The sequence below is a fragment of the Streptomyces sp. NPDC059909 genome (assembly GCF_042730885.1).
Taxonomy (GTDB): Bacteria; Actinomycetota; Actinomycetes; order Streptomycetales; family Streptomycetaceae; genus Streptomyces.
In genome coordinates this window covers 81,233-96,843 of sequence record NZ_JBHWKX010000022.1, presented here as the reverse complement: position 1 = coordinate 96,843, position 15,611 = coordinate 81,233, and the positions used below count along the sequence as shown (strand labels likewise).

13 protein-coding genes and 1 pseudogene are annotated in these 15,611 nt (G+C 69.9%); 6 read left to right on the top strand and 8 right to left on the bottom strand.

Going from position 1 to position 15,611, the window contains the following annotated elements:
• The first annotated feature begins 58 nt into the window (after nt 1-58).
• Entirely contained in the window at nt 59-1,282 is a 1,224-nt protein-coding gene (locus ACFV9O_RS17490; RefSeq protein WP_385418435.1) for an MFS transporter, read from the top strand.
• Nucleotides 1,283-1,433: 151 nt separating this feature from the next.
• On the opposite strand, the gene ACFV9O_RS17485 is transcribed toward ACFV9O_RS17490, so the two are convergent.
• Nucleotides 1,434-1,580: a hypothetical protein gene (locus ACFV9O_RS17485; RefSeq protein WP_385418432.1), complete on the bottom strand. Its 147-nt coding sequence runs from the start codon at nt 1,578-1,580 to the stop codon at nt 1,434-1,436.
• A 918-nt stretch (nt 1,581-2,498) separates the two neighbouring features.
• Entirely contained in the window at nt 2,499-3,122 is a 624-nt protein-coding gene (locus ACFV9O_RS17480; protein ID WP_385418429.1) for a DUF6000 family protein, read from the bottom strand.
• A 316-nt stretch (nt 3,123-3,438) separates the two neighbouring features.
• Between ACFV9O_RS17480 and ACFV9O_RS17475 the strand changes: the two genes are divergently transcribed.
• Together ACFV9O_RS17475 and ACFV9O_RS17470 are read left to right on the top strand one after the other, a co-directional pair.
• Complete coding sequence (locus ACFV9O_RS17475) at nt 3,439-3,978, top strand: hypothetical protein (RefSeq protein WP_385418426.1); 540 nt, start codon at nt 3,439-3,441, stop codon at nt 3,976-3,978.
• Nucleotides 3,979-4,325: 347 nt separating this feature from the next.
• Entirely contained in the window at nt 4,326-5,168 is an 843-nt protein-coding gene (locus ACFV9O_RS17470; protein WP_385418423.1) for a phosphotransferase, read from the top strand.
• A 150-nt stretch (nt 5,169-5,318) separates the two neighbouring features.
• On the opposite strand, the gene ACFV9O_RS17465 is transcribed toward ACFV9O_RS17470, so the two are convergent.
• Complete coding sequence (locus ACFV9O_RS17465; RefSeq protein ID WP_385418420.1) at nt 5,319-5,894, bottom strand: GNAT family N-acetyltransferase; 576 nt, start codon at nt 5,892-5,894, stop codon at nt 5,319-5,321.
• Between the two features lie 302 nt (nt 5,895-6,196).
• On the opposite strand from ACFV9O_RS17465, the gene ACFV9O_RS17460 reads away from it, so the two are divergent.
• The gene (locus ACFV9O_RS17460; RefSeq protein WP_385418417.1) at nt 6,197-7,603 is read left to right on the top strand and encodes a uracil-xanthine permease family protein; all 1,407 of its coding nucleotides are present in this window, start codon (nt 6,197-6,199) and stop codon (nt 7,601-7,603) included.
• Here the strand turns inward: ACFV9O_RS17460 and ACFV9O_RS17455 are convergent.
• A complete protein-coding gene (locus ACFV9O_RS17455) occupies nt 7,582-8,763 on the bottom strand; it encodes a glycoside hydrolase family 6 protein (RefSeq protein WP_385418414.1) in 1,182 nt (393 codons plus the stop codon). The two genes, ACFV9O_RS17460 and ACFV9O_RS17455, sit on opposite strands and share 22 nt — an antisense overlap.
• A 146-nt stretch (nt 8,764-8,909) precedes the next feature.
• On the opposite strand from ACFV9O_RS17455, the gene ACFV9O_RS17450 reads away from it, so the two are divergent.
• Nucleotides 8,910-9,626 (top strand): DUF5995 family protein, encoded by a 717-nt coding sequence (locus ACFV9O_RS17450; RefSeq protein WP_385418411.1) that lies wholly within the window; start codon nt 8,910-8,912, stop codon nt 9,624-9,626.
• A gap of 15 nt (nt 9,627-9,641) precedes the next feature.
• Nucleotides 9,642-10,571 (top strand): LLM class F420-dependent oxidoreductase, encoded by a 930-nt coding sequence (locus tag ACFV9O_RS17445; protein ID WP_385418408.1) that lies wholly within the window; start codon nt 9,642-9,644, stop codon nt 10,569-10,571.
• 182 nt (nt 10,572-10,753) lie between these two features.
• Here the strand turns inward: ACFV9O_RS17445 and ACFV9O_RS17440 are convergent, their stop codons facing one another.
• The 4 genes and pseudogenes from ACFV9O_RS17440 to ACFV9O_RS17425 form a co-directional block, all read right to left on the bottom strand.
• Nucleotides 10,754-12,460 carry a flavin monoamine oxidase family protein gene (locus ACFV9O_RS17440; protein ID WP_385418405.1) on the bottom strand — a complete coding sequence of 569 codons (1,707 nt, stop codon included), beginning with the start codon at nt 12,458-12,460 and terminating at the stop codon, nt 10,754-10,756.
• Nucleotides 12,461-12,495: 35 nt separating this feature from the next.
• Nucleotides 12,496-13,308, bottom strand: a complete 813-nt coding sequence (locus ACFV9O_RS17435; protein ID WP_385418402.1) for a carbon-nitrogen hydrolase family protein — start codon at nt 13,306-13,308, stop codon at nt 12,496-12,498.
• 172 nt (nt 13,309-13,480) lie between these two features.
• A complete protein-coding gene (locus ACFV9O_RS17430; RefSeq protein ID WP_385418399.1) occupies nt 13,481-13,936 on the bottom strand; it encodes an Lrp/AsnC family transcriptional regulator in 456 nt (151 codons plus the stop codon).
• 10 nt (nt 13,937-13,946) lie between these two features.
• A pseudogene (locus tag ACFV9O_RS17425) lies at nt 13,947-15,418 on the bottom strand (amino acid permease).
• Nucleotides 15,419-15,611: the final 193 nt, after the last annotated feature.

Here is a 15,611-nt window from a genome sequence, read left to right as displayed (position 1 = left end):
TTCCAGATCCGCACTGCCACTCTATTTATCAGGCAGGGTCCCTGATAGTTTACGTCCCATGTCGACCGAACCCGCGTACAGCGCCCAGCGGCTCCGGCGGGCGCGCTACGCCGTGGCCGCCGTCTTCTGTGTGCACGGCGCCGTGACCGGCAGCTTCGCCACCCGCATCCCCTGGATCCAGGACCACGCCGGGGTCGGGGCGGGCCAGCTCGGCCTGGCGCTCGCGTTCCCGGCGATCGGCGCGTCCGTCGCCATGCCGCTCGCCGGGGCGATCAGTCACCGCTTCGGTGCGCGCACCGCGCTGCGCGGGCTGCTCGCGCTGTGGACGCTGGCGCTCGCCCTCCCGGCGCTCGCCCCCAATGTGTACGGGCTCTGTGCAGCGCTCTTCGTCTTCGGCGCGACCGCCGGCATGTCCGACGTCGCCATGAACGCCCTCGGTGTCGAGGTCGAGAACCGCCTGGACCGCTCGATCATGTCCAGCCTGCACGGCATGTGGAGCGTGGGCGCCCTGATCGGCTCGGCGGCCGGCACGCTCGCCGCGCACCTCGGCAGCGACGCCCGGCTCCACCACATCGCCGCTGCCGCCGTGCTCACCGCCCTGGGCCTGCTGGCCTGTCAGGGCGTCCTGGACCTGCGCAGCGCCCCGGACGAGGAGCCGCCGCCGCGCTTCGCGCTGCCGCCGCGCTCCGCGGTGGTCATCGGCGCGATCGGGTTCTGCGGGGTGTTCGCGGAGGGGGCGAGCCTGGACTGGTCGGCGGTGTACCTGCGGGACGAGCTCGGTACTTCGGCGGGGCTCGCGGCGGCGTCCACCACCGCGTTCGCGCTGACGATGGCGGTGGCCCGGCTGCTCGGCGACCGGGTGGTGGACCGCTTCGGCCCGGTCCGTACGGTGCGCGTCGGCGGCGTCCTGGCGACAGCCGGCGGAGTCCTGGTCGTCCTGGCGCCGCAACCGGTGGTGGCGATGGCGGGGTTCGGGTGCATCGGGCTCGGCATCGCGGTCGTCGTGCCGCTGGCCTTCGCCGCGGCGGGGCGCAGCGGGACGAACCCGAGCCAGTCGATCGCGGGTGTCGCGACGATCACGTACACCTCGGGTCTGATCGCGCCGTCCGCGATCGGCGGGATCGCGGATCTCACGTCGCTGGTGGTGTCGTTCGGGCTGGTGACCGTGCTGGCGTTCGGGCTGGTGCTGGGGGCGGGGGTGCTGCGGGGCAGCGCGCGGGCGGCGGATCCCGCCACGTCCGGGGTGACAGCGAAGGCGGCGGCGCCCGAGATCCGGGCCTGACGCCCGACCCGCGCCGGGCCGGGCCGCGCCGTCGCCCGGCCTCCGAAGGGCCGGGGACTCGGTGCGTCCGCTGCGCACTCCCTGAGGACTGCGCGATCGGGCCCACGCGGCGGCACGGGCCCGGTCGCCGGGCCACTGTGGAGCGTGCTCGTCAGCCCAGCTTCTTCACCTGGGCGTCGATGACGGTCTTCGGCTGCTCCGCCTTGCCGGCGAGGCTCTGTGCGTGGAAGGTCGCGAGGGTTCCGCCCTTGCGGACCGCGACGAGATGCGTCACACCGGTCTCGCCCTCCAGGTCCACGGTGATGGTGAGGGCGACGGCCTCGTCCCCGGCCGTGTAGGCGGCGTGCTCGACCTTGGTGAAGTTCGTCTTCTCGGTGCCGGCGACCAGGGCGAAGCCGGCGGCGCAGTCCGCTCCCGCCTTCTTGATGGCCGCGAACGCGTCCGCCGTGTCCCGAGGGTGAGAACGTCGACGTCACGGCTGAGGAGTGGGCAGAATTCGAGGAGCACTTCGACAAGCGGAAGGTCGAGCTCGGCAACTGCGCTCGTCCCTACGGATCACCCTGCCAGCACGAGCACGCCCCGTTGACTGAACGAACCACGTTGATTGTGCAGTTCAGGGCACAGGTTAGGTTGTCGCCCAGTACGGTCTGCGGTCGTGATGAACGATCGTGTGCCCGAGCGGGATCTGTCGAGATTGGCCGTTCCTCGGTGGGGTCGGCTGGTGGAGACCTGCGACCGGTACGAGCCGTACCGGCTAGTCGACGCCGACGGTGTGGCCGTGGCACGGTCGCGGTGTTCTTCCCGGAGCTGCTCGCAGCCGGGAAGGCGGCGGCGACCCTCCGCTCCTACGGTATGGACCTGCTGCGGTGGTGGCGGTTCCTGCATGCAGTCGAGGTGCCGTGGGATCGAGCGACGCGCGTGGACGCTCGGGACTTCAGCTGCTGGATTCAGCTGACGGTCAAACCGCGACCATGCTCCAAGGGACCCCCACTGGCGGCGAACGTCCACGCCGGCGCGTTGTCGGCCACCCTCTCGGCGTCCACCCTGATCATGGCGTTCACGCCCTGCTCACCCAGCCATTCCAGAATGAGGAGCGTTACGTCCTCGATGCCACCATCCTGGTCGATCTTTGACCAGCGGCCCTGGTTTCCTGTTACTGCCCAGACTCTACCGAGGGGTCCGAAGCAGTCGGCGTCCAGCGGTCAGGTCGGGAGGATCAGCGCCTGGTTTCCATTCTGGCGAAGAGTTCAGCGCACTCGCTGGCGAAGGAACAGAGCTGGTCCACGACCTGCCGGTACTCCTGCGGATCCCGCACCATGTTCGGCGTGGCATCGATCCACTGCTGCCACAGGCCACCGGCGGCAAGGTATGGGGATGCTCGCTCGGTCCCAAGGACGGCATCGAGGTGAAGCAGTGTGCTGAGAGCAAAGGTCTGGTCGTAGACGAGGTCGGGTTGAGGCAAGTAGCGATCAAGGTATCTGCAGACCAGATCGGCGTCCGCGCTGGTGCCGAAAGTGGCAAGAGTGATGCAGTAGGCCCCGCCGTAGGGGCCTCCGCTGGCCAGCAGGAGTTCGCCGATGCGGCTGCGGAACTCGGTCCTGCCGGCTACAACAACCAGCCAGGAGGCAGTCTTACGCTCTCGCCAACCGCCTTCGAAAAGGATGCCGAGCTCGGCGGGAGTGATCTCCCCGGCAGCCTGGACCAGCTCCCTCACGAACAGCTCGCGCTCAGGCCCGCTCAACCGCAGCGAGCTTCCACCCAGCCGAAAGTACCGCCGGCCGGGCGTGACGAATCGTCGGACCAGGTCCATCAGCTCGGGGTCGGTGTTGGCATAGCGCATGGCTGCATCTTTGCCCGGCGAGGACCCAGCTGCCAGCGGTTTACCCAAGGGCCCCGAGTAGCGATCGCTAGTTCAGAGAAGCTTGTGTCAGATGCTCACTCCTTCGACCGGATCCGGCCCAGAGGGCACGGCTGGCCGACATCCGCGACAACCTGATCGCCCGCATCGCCGAGGCCGAACGGGAAGGCTGGCTCGGCGAAGTCGAGGGACTGCGGGTCAGCCTCGCTGGTGCCGCGGAGAAACTCGCTCAGATCGACCGGCGGCCACAGCCCCGCACGATGACCGACCTGGGCATCCCATCGCTACGATCACGGCCATGAGCGACAGTGCGATCATCGTCGCGGAGCTGACCACCTCGGCCGAAGAAGCCCCCGCGCGGGCGGCGGCTGTCGCCGACTGGCTTCTCGACCAGCGGATCATTCAACCCAATGACCAGCCTGACCCGCTGTGGTGGCCAAGTCAGTACATCCCCGGCCCCGCCGCCGCGGCAGCAGTTCGCGACCTCCGCCACAACACGGGCCTCATCGGCGACGGCATCGACATCCTCGACCACCGTCAAGTCCACGACCCCGGCGGCAACTACACCCCGCCGACGTGCCCGAACTGCACCACCCCGTTCGACGAGGACGCTCACATCACGCTGATCAAGACCTGGCTCGACCGGACCGAACCCCTCGTGACCTGCGAGAACTGCGCCACCGCCACGCTCCTGGGCGACTGGACCGGCCCATGGGCCATTCACGTCGCCAACCTCGCAGTGCGCTTCCACAACTGGCCGCCGCTCAGCGACACCTTCATCCTCGAGCTCGGCGATCGCCTTGGCCCACGCTGCCGTCTGATCCACAAGCGAATCTGAGACGCATCAAGTCCCGAGGCCGCCGAACAGGAGCAGGTTCAGAGAAGCCTGCATTCGATGCCCCATGCTCCAGGTCAGCCCAAAGATGCTGCCCAGGCTCGCCGAGTTGGAGAAGGATCTCTTGCTGAGGCGCAAGAGGGCCCAGGAGGAGCAGTGGCTCGGCGGAATCGAAGGAATCGACATGACACTCACCTTTCCTCCGGACGAAGCAGGCGGATGCCGCAGGACTCACACGCCGGGTCCCCGTCGACCTGGGAATCCCACGGCCACGTCACTAGGAGAACCGTGCCCAAACCGCTCAGTTGCCCCCAGATTTGTATGTGTACTCAACAATGAGGGAGGACGGTATGGAGCCATTGGAACTCCGCCGCGCAGTTGAGGCAGGACGGGCGACCGCTTCGGAGCTGGGGCTGCAGGTCGAGGACGTGGTCGTTATCCACAACTCGGACCGCGTCGCGCTGCGCTTGGTCCCTTGCGGTGTTCTGGCTCGGGTCGCACCTTCGGGGCATCTGGCTGATTCCGAGTTCGAAGTAGAGGTCGCTCGCCGTCTCGCCGACGTCGACGCTCCGGTGGCTGAGCTCGAACCTCGGGTCGCCCCCCGAGTCTATGTGCGTGATGCCTTCGCCATCTCGCTCTGGACCTACTACGAACCTGTGGGATCAGAGATCGCGCCGGCCGACTACGCAGGCGCGTTCATACGGCACCATGCCGCCCTGCGTCAGATCGATCTGGACGCACCGCATTTCACCGATCGAGTCGCCGTGGCGCTGAGAGAGGTGAACGACCGGGAGCAGTCCCCTGAGCTGCCCGATTCTGACCGGGAACTCCTCAGCGACACACTCAGTGGTCTGAGCGCCGCGATCAGCATCGACAAAGCCGGCGACCAGCTGTTGCACGGCGAGCCGCATCCGGGCAACCTCCTGAACACAAGGAGGGGGCCGCTTTTCGTAGACCTCGCCACGTGCTGCCGTGGGCCGATCGAGTTTGACCTCGCCCATGCGCCCGAAGAAGTGGGAAAGCACTATGCGGGAGCTGACCACGATCTGATTCACCGGTGCCGCGCCCTGAACTGGGCGATGTTCTCGGCCTGGCGCTGGCGCCGAGACGACCGTATGCCTGACCGGGACCACTGGAGAGTGGAGGGGCTCAACCAGGTTCGTGCCGCGCTTGATCGCTGCGGACTGGGCTGAACTCGAGACAGAGGGGCTGCTGGGCCGGTCCCGATCCGCTGCGCCGTGTGCGGCATCCCGACACAGTGCAGCGGTCGAACTCGGCCGGCTTGAGAGGACATCTCATCCCCTCGCCCCCGTGCCCACAGCAACGACCCGGACACGGATTAGTCACATGATCGGCTGGACAAGTCCTAGCTCAACCGGACGCGTGACCGAGGACCAGATGCCGAACCACTGCTCGGCGCCGTACTCCTCGAACCGCTCCACCTCGGTGAACCCCAGCTTCGCAGCGAGGCGCATCGCGCGGTCGTTGGCGGTCTGGGTGCAGAGCACCACCGGCTCGCTGGGGAGTACGTCGGCGAACCAGTCGAGTACCGCTGCGCACGCCTCGGCGGCGTACCCGCATCCCCACGCCTCCGGCAGGAACATGTAACCGAGCTCGGCCTCCCCGGCATCCGGACGGACATGACCCGGACGCTCTGCATCGCGCCGATCGAGCGTGATCATGCCGATCATCGCTCCGCCGAGATCGATCACGAAAAGGCCAGGGCGCCGCCCGGGCGCCTCAGGCATCGCGCGTTCGAGCTCATCACACGGTCGAGGGCCACCGAGGTAGGTGCCCACCTCTGGCGATGCGAACAGCTCGATGAACGCCGCACGGTCCCGGGCCTCGGACTCGCGGAGCACGAGCCGTTCGGTCCGTATCGGGGCAGGTGGCCAGGCGACGGGTGCGAGTCCGGTCATGGCGGGCAACCTATCGCAGGCCCGTGAGAGTGATCCGAAAGGGAAGGCCTTGCGGACGCCTTGACATGGTGCAGAGAAGTTGTGTGCTGCTCAAACCTACGTCCCGCGCCCACGCCGAAGATCGGCGAACGGCCCCCTCGCCCCGGCTGTGATCATGGTGCAATCGCACCTGTACGCAACCGAGACGCCCACCCGCACAACCCTGCCCGGCGCCCGGTCGCGCACCGTTCACGAAGGCAACCGGAATACCGGGTTCCCCGTACCATTGCGGGGATCCAGGAACCCTCGGAAGTGGAGCCCGTATGAACCTCGGCGTGCGCTGGAGCCTGCACGGCGACGGACGAACACCCGCACCCGGAGCCGTCGTACGCCCCGACGAACGCCTCTCCTGGCCGCGTACGGCCGGTCTCGGCGCCCAGCACGTCGTCGCCATGTTCGGCGCGTCGTTCGTGGCGCCGGTGCTCATGGGCCTGGATCCGAACCTCGCGATCATGATGTCCGGCATCGCGACCATGATCTTCCTGCTCGCGACGCGCGGCCGGATCCCGAGCTACCTCGGCTGCTCGCTCTCCTTCGTCGGTGTGGCCGCGACGATCCGTGCCACCGGCGGCGACAGCGCCACGGTCACGGGCGCGGTCCTCGTCGTCGGTCTGGCACTCTTCCTCGCGGGCCTCGCCGTCCAGCGTTTCGGTGCGCGAATCATCCACGCGGCGATGCCGCCCATCGTGACCGGGGCCGTGGTCATGCTGATCGGCTTCAATCTGGCGCCCGTCACGGCCTCGACGTACTGGCCGCAGGACCAGTGGACCGCACTGCTCGTGATGCTGTTCACCGGGCTGGCCGTGGTGTGTCTGCGCGGCTTCTGGTCACGTATCGCGATCTTCCTCGGGCTGATCTTCGGCTACGCGGTCTCCTGGGTCTTCGACCGGATCTTCGGCAAGATCCACTCGACGACGGGCGGCGGCGAGGCCGTCGACCACTGGCGGCTCGACCTCTCCGGCGTCGCCAAGGCCGACTGGCTCGGTCTGCCGAGCTTCCACGCCCCGAGCTTCGAGTGGTCGGCGATCCTGGTCGCCCTGCCCGTCGTCATCGCCCTGATCGCCGAGAACGCGGGCCACGTCAAGGCCGTCGGCGAGATGACCGGCGACCCGCTCGACGACGAGCTCGGCACGGCCATCGCCGCCGACGGCGCCGCGTCGATGCTGTCGACCGCCGTGGGCGGCCCGCCGAACACGACGTACTCCGAGAACATCGGCGTCATGGCCGCCACCCGCGTGTACTCGACGGCCGCGTACTGGGCCGCTGCGGGCTTCGCGCTCCTCTTCGGGCTCTGCCCCAAGTTCGGCGCCGTCGTCGCCGCGATCCCCGGCGGGGTGCTGGGCGGCATCACCGTGATCCTGTACGGAATGATCGGCCTGCTCGGCGCGCAGATCTGGATCAACGCCAAGGTGGACCTGCGCAATCCGCTGAATCTGGTGCCGGCCGCTGCGGGCATCATCATCGGCGTCGGCGGCGTCAGCCTGAAGTTCACCGACAACTTCGAGCTCGGCGGGATCGCCCTCGGCACGATCGTCGTCATCACCGGCTACCACTTCCTCCGCGCCTTCGCGCCCGCGCACATGAAGCCGCAGGAGCCCCTGCTGGACGCGGGCACGTCCGCGTACGACGAGGGCGAGGACGGTGGCGGTCAGCCGGTCGCCAAGTCGTAGGCGTAGTCGGGCGTGAAGGTGCCCGCCGCGCCCTTGCAGCCGTCCGACTCCCCCGGAAGCTTGATCCACAGGTAGGCGTCGATCCGGGGCTCGCCGGTCGCGGTCGTCGGCGTCCGCCCGAGCGCCCTGCCCTCCGGGTCGCACCAGGCCCCCGGCCCCGGCGTGCCGTTGCCGTTGCGGCTGGTGTCGATGAGGGCGCCCAGGCGGGCCGGGCCGCCGAGCGCAGCGAGCACGGCGCGCGCGTACCGCACCTCGTCGGCGGTGCGGTGGAAGTTGGAGACGTTGGTGAAGATGCCGTCGCCACTGTCGGCAACGCCCGCCGCGCGCAGCTGGGCGGCCTGCTTCGGGGCGGAGTGCCAGCCGGAGTGGCCGGCGTCGAAGTAGACCTTCGCCCGCGGGTTCGCGGCCTTGAGGGTGCGTCCGGCGCGGGCGAGCGAGGCGTACCGCGCGGCCCGTTCGCTGTCGGAGAGGCAGTCGGCGAGGGCGATCGAGTCGGGTTCGAGGATGACGATGACCGGTGCCCCGCCGAGTCCCCCTGCGAACTCACGTATCCAGCGGTCGTAGGCGGCGAGGCCGGGCGCCCCGCCCTGGGACGCGCCGCCGCAGTCCCGGTCGGGGATCGCGTACGGCACGAGGACCGGGACACGGCCCGCCGCCGCCGCGCCCGCCGTCACCGCGCGCACCTCGCCGGCGATCTGGCCCGGGTTGTGGGCGGCGAACCAGACCGCGGCAGGCTGGGCGGCGATCCGTGACTCGATCAGCGGTCTGCGCGGATCATCCGGGTTGGCCCGTACCCAGTCGAGGACCTGCGACTGCGGATGGCGGTACAGCCGGGCGCCCACGGCCGAAGTCTCCGCGCGCGCGGACCTGCGGGGCGCGGACTTCGCGGAAGCCTTCGGCGATGCGGCGGGCGAGGACGGCGGAGCCGTGGACGGGGAGGGCGACGGGCTCGGACGGGCGGGCAGGGGAACGGTCAGCGGTGAACTGATCGCCTCCGGTCGTGCCGCGTCGTTGGCGTCCTCGCCGCCCGCCGCGGACACCAGCCCGGTGACCGTGCCCACGGCCACCACGGCCGAGGCCGCGGCGGCCATGACGCCGTGGCGCGCTGCGCGGCGCCGTTCGATCCGTTCCGTCCGGCGCTGTGTGCGTACGCCTGGCACCGTTCCGTTCCCCCCTCGCACCGAGGCTCCCCCCGAGCCCCCCGAGCCTCTCCTGGTGGCCGCCCGGAGTCCGCTGCTTCCCCCGTTCTGGGGAAGGTCCGGGCCGGGCGGCACCTGCCCGAGCCTATGACTGGGACGCTGCCCCCATGGCGAAGACCGACCATTTCACAGCAGACTCGGTGGCCCGGACCGACTCCGGCAGTGCTTCGGTCGGCTCGGTGGTGGCGCGCATGCGGGCGCTCCGCTCGGACTGGCCGGAGAAGGACGGCGTCGCGGTCTTCAACAGGGTCTACCTGGCGGTCACGGAGGAGGTCGGCCGGCGCATCGACCGCGGTCAGTTCCCCGACCGGCGGGCGGCCGTCACGCTGGGCGTTCTCTTCGCCGAGCGCTATCTCTCCGCCGTCGGCACGGTGGCCGCGGGTGGCCGGCCGCCCGCCTGCTGGCGGCCGCTGTTCCAGTACCGCCGCCATCCCGGCGTACGCCCGCTGCAGTTCGCGATGGCCGGGATCAATGCGCACATCGGGCACGATCTGGCGCTGGCGGTCGTGGACACCTGTCGTACGCTCGGCTGCGAACCCCCGGAGCTGGAAGGGGAGTTCGACCGCGTGGGTGACATCCTCACGATGCTGGAGGAGCGCATCCGCGAGGATCTGATGCCGGGGCCCGATCTGCTGGAGGTCGCCGATCCGCTCACCCATCTGCTGGGCTCATGGAGCCTGGAGCGGGCCCGGGACGGCGCCTGGTCGGCGGCGCGGCTGCTCTGGCGCATCCAGGAGATCCCCGGACTGGCCGATGAGTTCACCGAGAGGCTGGACACGGGTGTCGGGCTCGTCGGGCGCTGCCTGCTCACCCCCTGGCCCTGACGCGAAGGAGTACACATGACGATCCGGCTCGGACTCGGGCTCCCGCAGATGAGGCAGTACGAGATCGGCCGCGACATCCCCGCGGTCGCCGCGGCCGCCGAGCGGACCGGTTACGACAGTCTGTGGGTGTTCGAGCGGGTGATCTTCCCCGAGCCCGCGACCCAGGGGCTGTACGGGATCCCGGGCCTCCCATGGCCCGACCAGTACCGCAATGTCGCCGAACCGACGGTGTCGCTGGCCCTGGCCGCCGCCGTGACCAGCCGGGCCAGGCTGGGCACGAGTGTGCTGATCGCGCCGCTGCACATCCCCTTCCAGCTGGCGCGCACGCTCGCCACGCTCGACGCGGCGAGCGGCGGGCGGGTCGTCGCCGGCTTCGGCACCGGCTGGTCCCTCGACGAGTACGCCGCGGCGGCCGTCGCCCCGTTCGAGAAGCGCGGCGCGGTCCTCGACGAGCTGCTGGACGTGTGCCGGGCGGTGTGGGGGCCGGACCCGGTCGCGTACGAGGGCGGGCTGACGACCGTCGCGCCGTCCGTCGTCGGGCCCAAACCGGCCCGGCCGATCCCCGTCCTGCTGCCCGCGAACAGCCCGAAGGCCGCGCGCCGGGTCGTGGACCGGGCGGACGGCTGGCTGCCGGTCGCGATGGGCCCGCAGAAGCTGGCGGACGACTGGCGCGGGCTCCAGGAGCTGGCCGCCGAGCGCGGCCGCGACCGGCCGCTCCAGGTCTCGGTCCGCGCCAACGCGAGGTACCGCGCGAAGCCGCTGGACGACGGCGACCGGAAGCCGTTCCACGGCAGTGTGGACCAGATCGTCGAGGACCTGGCGGCCCATGTCGCCCCCGGCCTCGACGAGTTCCACATCGACCTTCAGGCCACCACCCGTGATGCGGAGGAGCTGAAGGACGTCGCGGCGGCGGTGTACGAGGGCGTACGGGCCGCGGGGATCTGACCGACCGCGGATCCGGCTGCACGCGGATCCGACGGACGAGACGGAGCCGCCGCCGGCCGGGGTTTCCGGCCGACGGCGGCTGATGCGACCACCCGGGGCCGACCGGATTGCGGTCGGCGGCGGGGGTTCGTTCACGGGGACCCGCGATCACGGGGTCCGTTCGGGCTCCTCGAGGAGACTGCTCAGTCTTCGGGGAGCTCCACCGGGGCGATCTCGTCGAACACGTCGCCCGGGCCGGGGTTGCTCGCGTCGGTGGCGCCGCCGAGGTGGTGCATCACGCCCCACACCGCGTTGAGCGCGGTCTGCACCGCACCCTCGGCCCAGCCCGCCGTCCACGAGATGTCGTCGCCCGCGAGGAAGATGCCACGCTTGTCGGCGGGCAGCCGGTCCTGCATGAAGTGCGTGAACAGGCGCCGCTGGTAGCGGTAGTGACCCGGCAGGTTGGCCTTGAACGCGCCCATGAAGTAGGGCTCGTTCTCCCAGGACACGGTCACCGGGTTGCCGATGATGTGCTTGCGGATGTCGACCTTCGGGTAGATCTCGCCGAGCGACTTGAGCATGACCTCCATCCGCTCGTTCGCGGACAGCGGCAGCCACTTGAGGCTGTCGTCGCACCACGTGTACGAGAGGCAGATGACGGCCGGCTTGTCGGGACCGTCGTCCAGGAGGTAGGTGCCGCGCGTCATCCGGTCCGTCAGCGTCATCGACATGACGTCTCGGCCGGTCGGATTTCCCCTGTCGTCGACGGCCTTGTCCAGCCAGAAGGGCCGGTCGACCGGGACGAAGAGCTTGCTGGACTCCATGTAGTGGGTCCGCTCCATCGCCGTCCAGTGGTCGATGGGGAAGAGGGAGTCGTCACAGGCGATCTTGGAGAGCAGCATCCAGGACTGCGCCGTGAAGATCGCCGCCTGGTACGTGCGGATGTCGCCGGACGCGTCCGTGACCGTGATCCGGTTGCCGGCGGTGCGGTGCAGCCGGGTCACGGCCGGGCGCGGCTCGCCGTCGTGCAGCGACTTCAGGGACGTGCCCTGCGCCCAGTGCACGATCTTCTCGGGCTCGCGCTCCCACAGCAGCAGCGGCAGCTGCTGCGAGCCGCCGACGATGCCGCGGTGGTGGTCGTCGGCCTCGGTGTAGACGACGCGGAGGATCTCCAGGATGGAGTTGGGGAAGTCGGTGTCCCAGCCGCCGGTACCGAAGCCGACCTGGCCGAAGATCTCCCGGTGCCGGAAGGACTTGAAGGCCTCGGAGTCGCAGAGGAAGCCGTAGAAGGTCTGGTTGTCGAGCTTCTCGACGAGCTTCGCCCAGATCTCGCGGATGCGCGGGACGTCGCGCTCACGCATGGCACGGTTCATGTCGGAGAAGTCCGCGCCCTCCTCCAGGCAGGCGTTCCACGCGTTCATGACGTCGCGGTAGACCTGCGGGAGGTCGTCGATGGTCTCCGCGTAGTGCGACTCGCCCTTCAGGTCGACCACGGTCGACGGGGTGGACTCGGCCAGCGGGTTGGGGAAGGGCTGGGTCTCCAGGCCCACCAGGTCGATGTAGTACTGCAGCGCCGTCGACGACGGCGGGAAGCGCATGGCGCCCATCTCGGCGGTCAGCGAGGGGTCGCAGCCGTCGAAGCCCACCGTGCGCAGTCGGCCGCCGATCTGGTCCGCCTCGTAGACGACGGGCTTGAGGCCCATCTTCATCAGCTCGTACGCGGCGATGATGCCGGAGAGTCCGCCGCCGATCACGGCGACCTCGGTGCCGTGCTCGGTCGCGGGTATCTGGCCGAGGCCCGCCGGGTGGGCGAGGAAGTCGTCGTACGCGTACGGGAAGTCCGGCCCGAACATGGTGATGGGCGGCTGCGCGTCGGTGTGCGGGACGGCGGTGGGCACCGTGGACGTCATCGGGTGTTGCTCCTGGTCTGGCGGGGCGAGAGGTCTTAGCGGGCGAGCGACGCGTACAGGCCGGGGCGGCGGTCGCGCAGATACGGGTTGGCGGCGCGCGAGGCGGCCAGGAAGTCGGGGTCGGCGTCGCCGATGACCAGCTCCTCGCCGTGTCCCGCGCGGGCCCGGGCGATGCCGTCGGGGCCCGCCAGGCAGCTCAGGCCGACGAAGTCGAACTCGCCCTCCGGGCCGGTCCTGTTGACGTACGCGACGTACATCTGGCTCTCGAAGGCGCGCACGGGGACGAGCTTCTCCGCGACGAACTGGAAGGGGTGCATCTGTGCGGTCGGCACCACCAGCAGATCGGTCCCGGCGAGGGCGTGGGCGCGCACGTTCTCGGGGAACTCGACGTCGTAGCAGATCAGGAGGCCGATGCGGAGGCCGCCGAGCTCGGCCTGCACGACGGGCTCGTCGCCGGGCGTGAACCGCTCCTGCTCGAAGCAGCCGAAGAGGTGGGTCTTGCGGTAGTTCGCGAGGCGCGTGCCGTCGGCGCCGACGAGCTGCGCGGCGTTGTACACGCGCTCGGCGTCGGCACCGGTGCCGCGCTCGGGGTAGCCGTAGAGGACGGCGATGCCGTGGCGTGCGGCGATCTCGGCGACGGCCTGTGCGGAGGCTCCGTCGGCGGTCTCGGCGAGCCGGGGGACGGCGTCGCCGATCGCGTACCCGGTGAGGAACATCTCGGGGCAGATCAGCAGCCCGGCGCCGGCGGCCGCGGCGCGGGCGGCGTGCGCGTCGAGGATCTCGAGGTTCTTCACGATGTCGCCGGGGGTCCCGGAGCTCTGGAGCAGGGCGGTGCGCAGCGGCGGCATGGACCTACCTCGGGGAGGGGGTGGGCGAGGGCGTCAGGGCGACGTCAAAAAGGTACGTTCCGGCGCTCTGCCCGGACAAGGCGCGTCCGTTGCGGACCGAGTGTCGATCCGTTGCGCGATTGCCGGGGCGGGCGGCGATTCGTTGCGCGCGGGCCCCAGGTGCCCCGGCACGCTAGCCGGGCGATCCCGACGAGAAGCGCCTGAGCAGCGGGGACAGCACCAGCACGGACTTGGTGCGCTCGACGAACGGCTCGCCCGCGATCCGCTCCAGCACGCGCTCGAAGTGACGCATGTCGGAGGCGAAGACCTGGACGATCGCGTCCGCCTCACCGGTGACGGTGGAGGCGGACGCGACTTCCGGGTACCGCTCGAGGCCGCGCTTGATGGTCTCGGGCGAGGTGTTGCTGCGTGCGTAGATCTCGATGAAGCCCTCGGTCTCCCAGCCGAGGGCGGCCGGGTCGACGCGGACCGTGAAGCCGGTGATGGCTCCCTCCGCCCGCAGCCTGTCCACGCGCCGCTTCACGGCGGGCGCGGACAGGCCGACGAGCGAGCCGATGTCGGCGTAGGAACGACGGGCGTCCTCGGCGAGGGCGTGGACGATGCGTTCGTCGAGATCGTTCAGTCGCACAGGGGGTGGATCACTTCTCTGCAGTTGCCAACCGGGAACGGCGCAGGCCGTACAGGAAGTAGAACACGAGCCCGGCGACCATCCAGCCACCGAAGACCATCCAGGTGGCGAACGGCAGGCTGAACATCATGTACGCGCAGAAGGCGAAGCCCAGGATCGGCGTGACCGGGAAGAGCATCACCTTGAAGGTGCGGTTCATCTCGGGGCGCTTGTGGCGCAGGATGATCACGGCCACGTTGACCAGGGCGAACGCGAAGAGCGTGCCGATGCTGGTGGCGTTGGCCAGCTCGCCCAGCGGAATGAAGGCAGCGAGGGCGCCGCAGAAGAGCGAGACGATCACGGTGTTGGCGCGCGGGGCGCCGGTGCGCGGGTCGACCTTGGCGAACACCTTCGGCACGAGGCCGTCGCGGGACATCGCGAACAGGATGCGGGTCTGGCCGTACAGCACGGCGAAGACGACCGACGCGATGGCGACGACCGCGCCCGCGGCGAGGACCACGCCCCAGAAGCTCTGGCCGGTGACGTCCTTCATGATCTGGGCGAGCGCGGCCTCGGTGCCCTCGAAGTCCTGCCACGGCATGGCGCCGACGGCGACCAGCGCGACCAGGCAGTAGAGCACCGTGACGATGAGCAGCGACAGCATGATCGCGCGCGGCAGGTCCTTCTTCGGGTTCTTGGCCTCTTCACCGGCGGTGGAGGCGGCGTCGAAGCCGATGTACGAGAAGAAGAGCGTGGCCGCGGCGGCGCTGATCCCGGTGACGCCGAGCGGCGCGAGCGGAGCGTAGTTGCCGGCCTTGATGCCCATGAAGCCGATGCCGATGAAGAGCACCAGCGTGACGATCTTCACCGCGACCATGATCGTGTTGACGCGGGCACTCTCCTTGGCGCCGCCCATCAGGAAGACCATGGCGAGGAGCACGACGACGAGGGCCGGCAGGTTGATGTAGCCGCCCTCGCCGAGCGGTGCCGAGACCGAGGCGGGGATGGTGACGCCGATCGTGCCGTCGAGCAGCTCGTTGAGGTACTCGCCCCAGCCGACCGCGACGGCCGCGACCGAGACGCCGTACTCCAGGACGAGGCACCAGCCGCAGACCCAGGCGACGAGCTCGCCCATGGTCGCGTACGAGTACGAGTACGAGGAGCCGGACACCGGGATGGATCCGGCGAGCTCGGCGTACGACAGCGCCGAGAACAGGGCGGTGAGGCCCGCGACGACGAACGAGACGCGACGGCGGGGCCGGCCAGCGGGGTGGCCTCGCCGAGCACGACGAAGATGCCGGTGCCGAGCGTCGCACCGATGCTGATCATGGTCAGCTGCCACATGGAGAGCGAACGCCGGAGCGTGCCGCCCTCACCCTGGCCCCCCTCGGCGACGAGGGTCTCGACGGGCTTGCGGCGCATGAGACGGCTGCCGAGGCCGCTCTGCGGGCCCACGGGGCCCGGCTGGGGAGTGACGGGTGGCGCTGCGCCGTGATCCAACACTGAGGAGGCTCCTTATCGCTGCCTATCGGGAGGCGGCGACCGCGGCGGATCCCCAGAGGGCATTGCGGGCGTGACGGGTCAGCCCGGAGCGGGGGAATCGCCGAGCAGACGGTCCCCGCCACTCCACGTACAGCGAGGACCTTACGAGATGGGCCCACCAACCCGAAATGCATGAGCCTTGCGCAACCGTGCA

Coding starts and splice junctions, on each gene's coding strand:
- ACFV9O_RS17490 (WP_385418435.1), top strand. CDS start 59: ATGTCGACCGAACCCGCGTACAGCGCCCAGCGGCTCCGGCGGGCGCGC.
- ACFV9O_RS17480 (WP_385418429.1), bottom strand. CDS start 3,122: ATGCGCTATGCCAACACCGACCCCGAGCTGATGGACCTGGTCCGACGA.
- ACFV9O_RS17475 (WP_385418426.1), top strand. CDS start 3,439: ATGAGCGACAGTGCGATCATCGTCGCGGAGCTGACCACCTCGGCCGAA.
- ACFV9O_RS17470 (WP_385418423.1), top strand. CDS start 4,326: ATGGAGCCATTGGAACTCCGCCGCGCAGTTGAGGCAGGACGGGCGACC.
- ACFV9O_RS17465 (WP_385418420.1), bottom strand. CDS start 5,894: ATGACCGGACTCGCACCCGTCGCCTGGCCACCTGCCCCGATACGGACC.
- ACFV9O_RS17460 (WP_385418417.1), top strand. CDS start 6,197: ATGAACCTCGGCGTGCGCTGGAGCCTGCACGGCGACGGACGAACACCC.
- ACFV9O_RS17450 (WP_385418411.1), top strand. CDS start 8,910: ATGGCGAAGACCGACCATTTCACAGCAGACTCGGTGGCCCGGACCGAC.
- ACFV9O_RS17445 (WP_385418408.1), top strand. CDS start 9,642: ATGACGATCCGGCTCGGACTCGGGCTCCCGCAGATGAGGCAGTACGAG.
- ACFV9O_RS17440 (WP_385418405.1), bottom strand. CDS start 12,460: ATGACGTCCACGGTGCCCACCGCCGTCCCGCACACCGACGCGCAGCCG.
- ACFV9O_RS17435 (WP_385418402.1), bottom strand. CDS start 13,308: ATGCCGCCGCTGCGCACCGCCCTGCTCCAGAGCTCCGGGACCCCCGGC.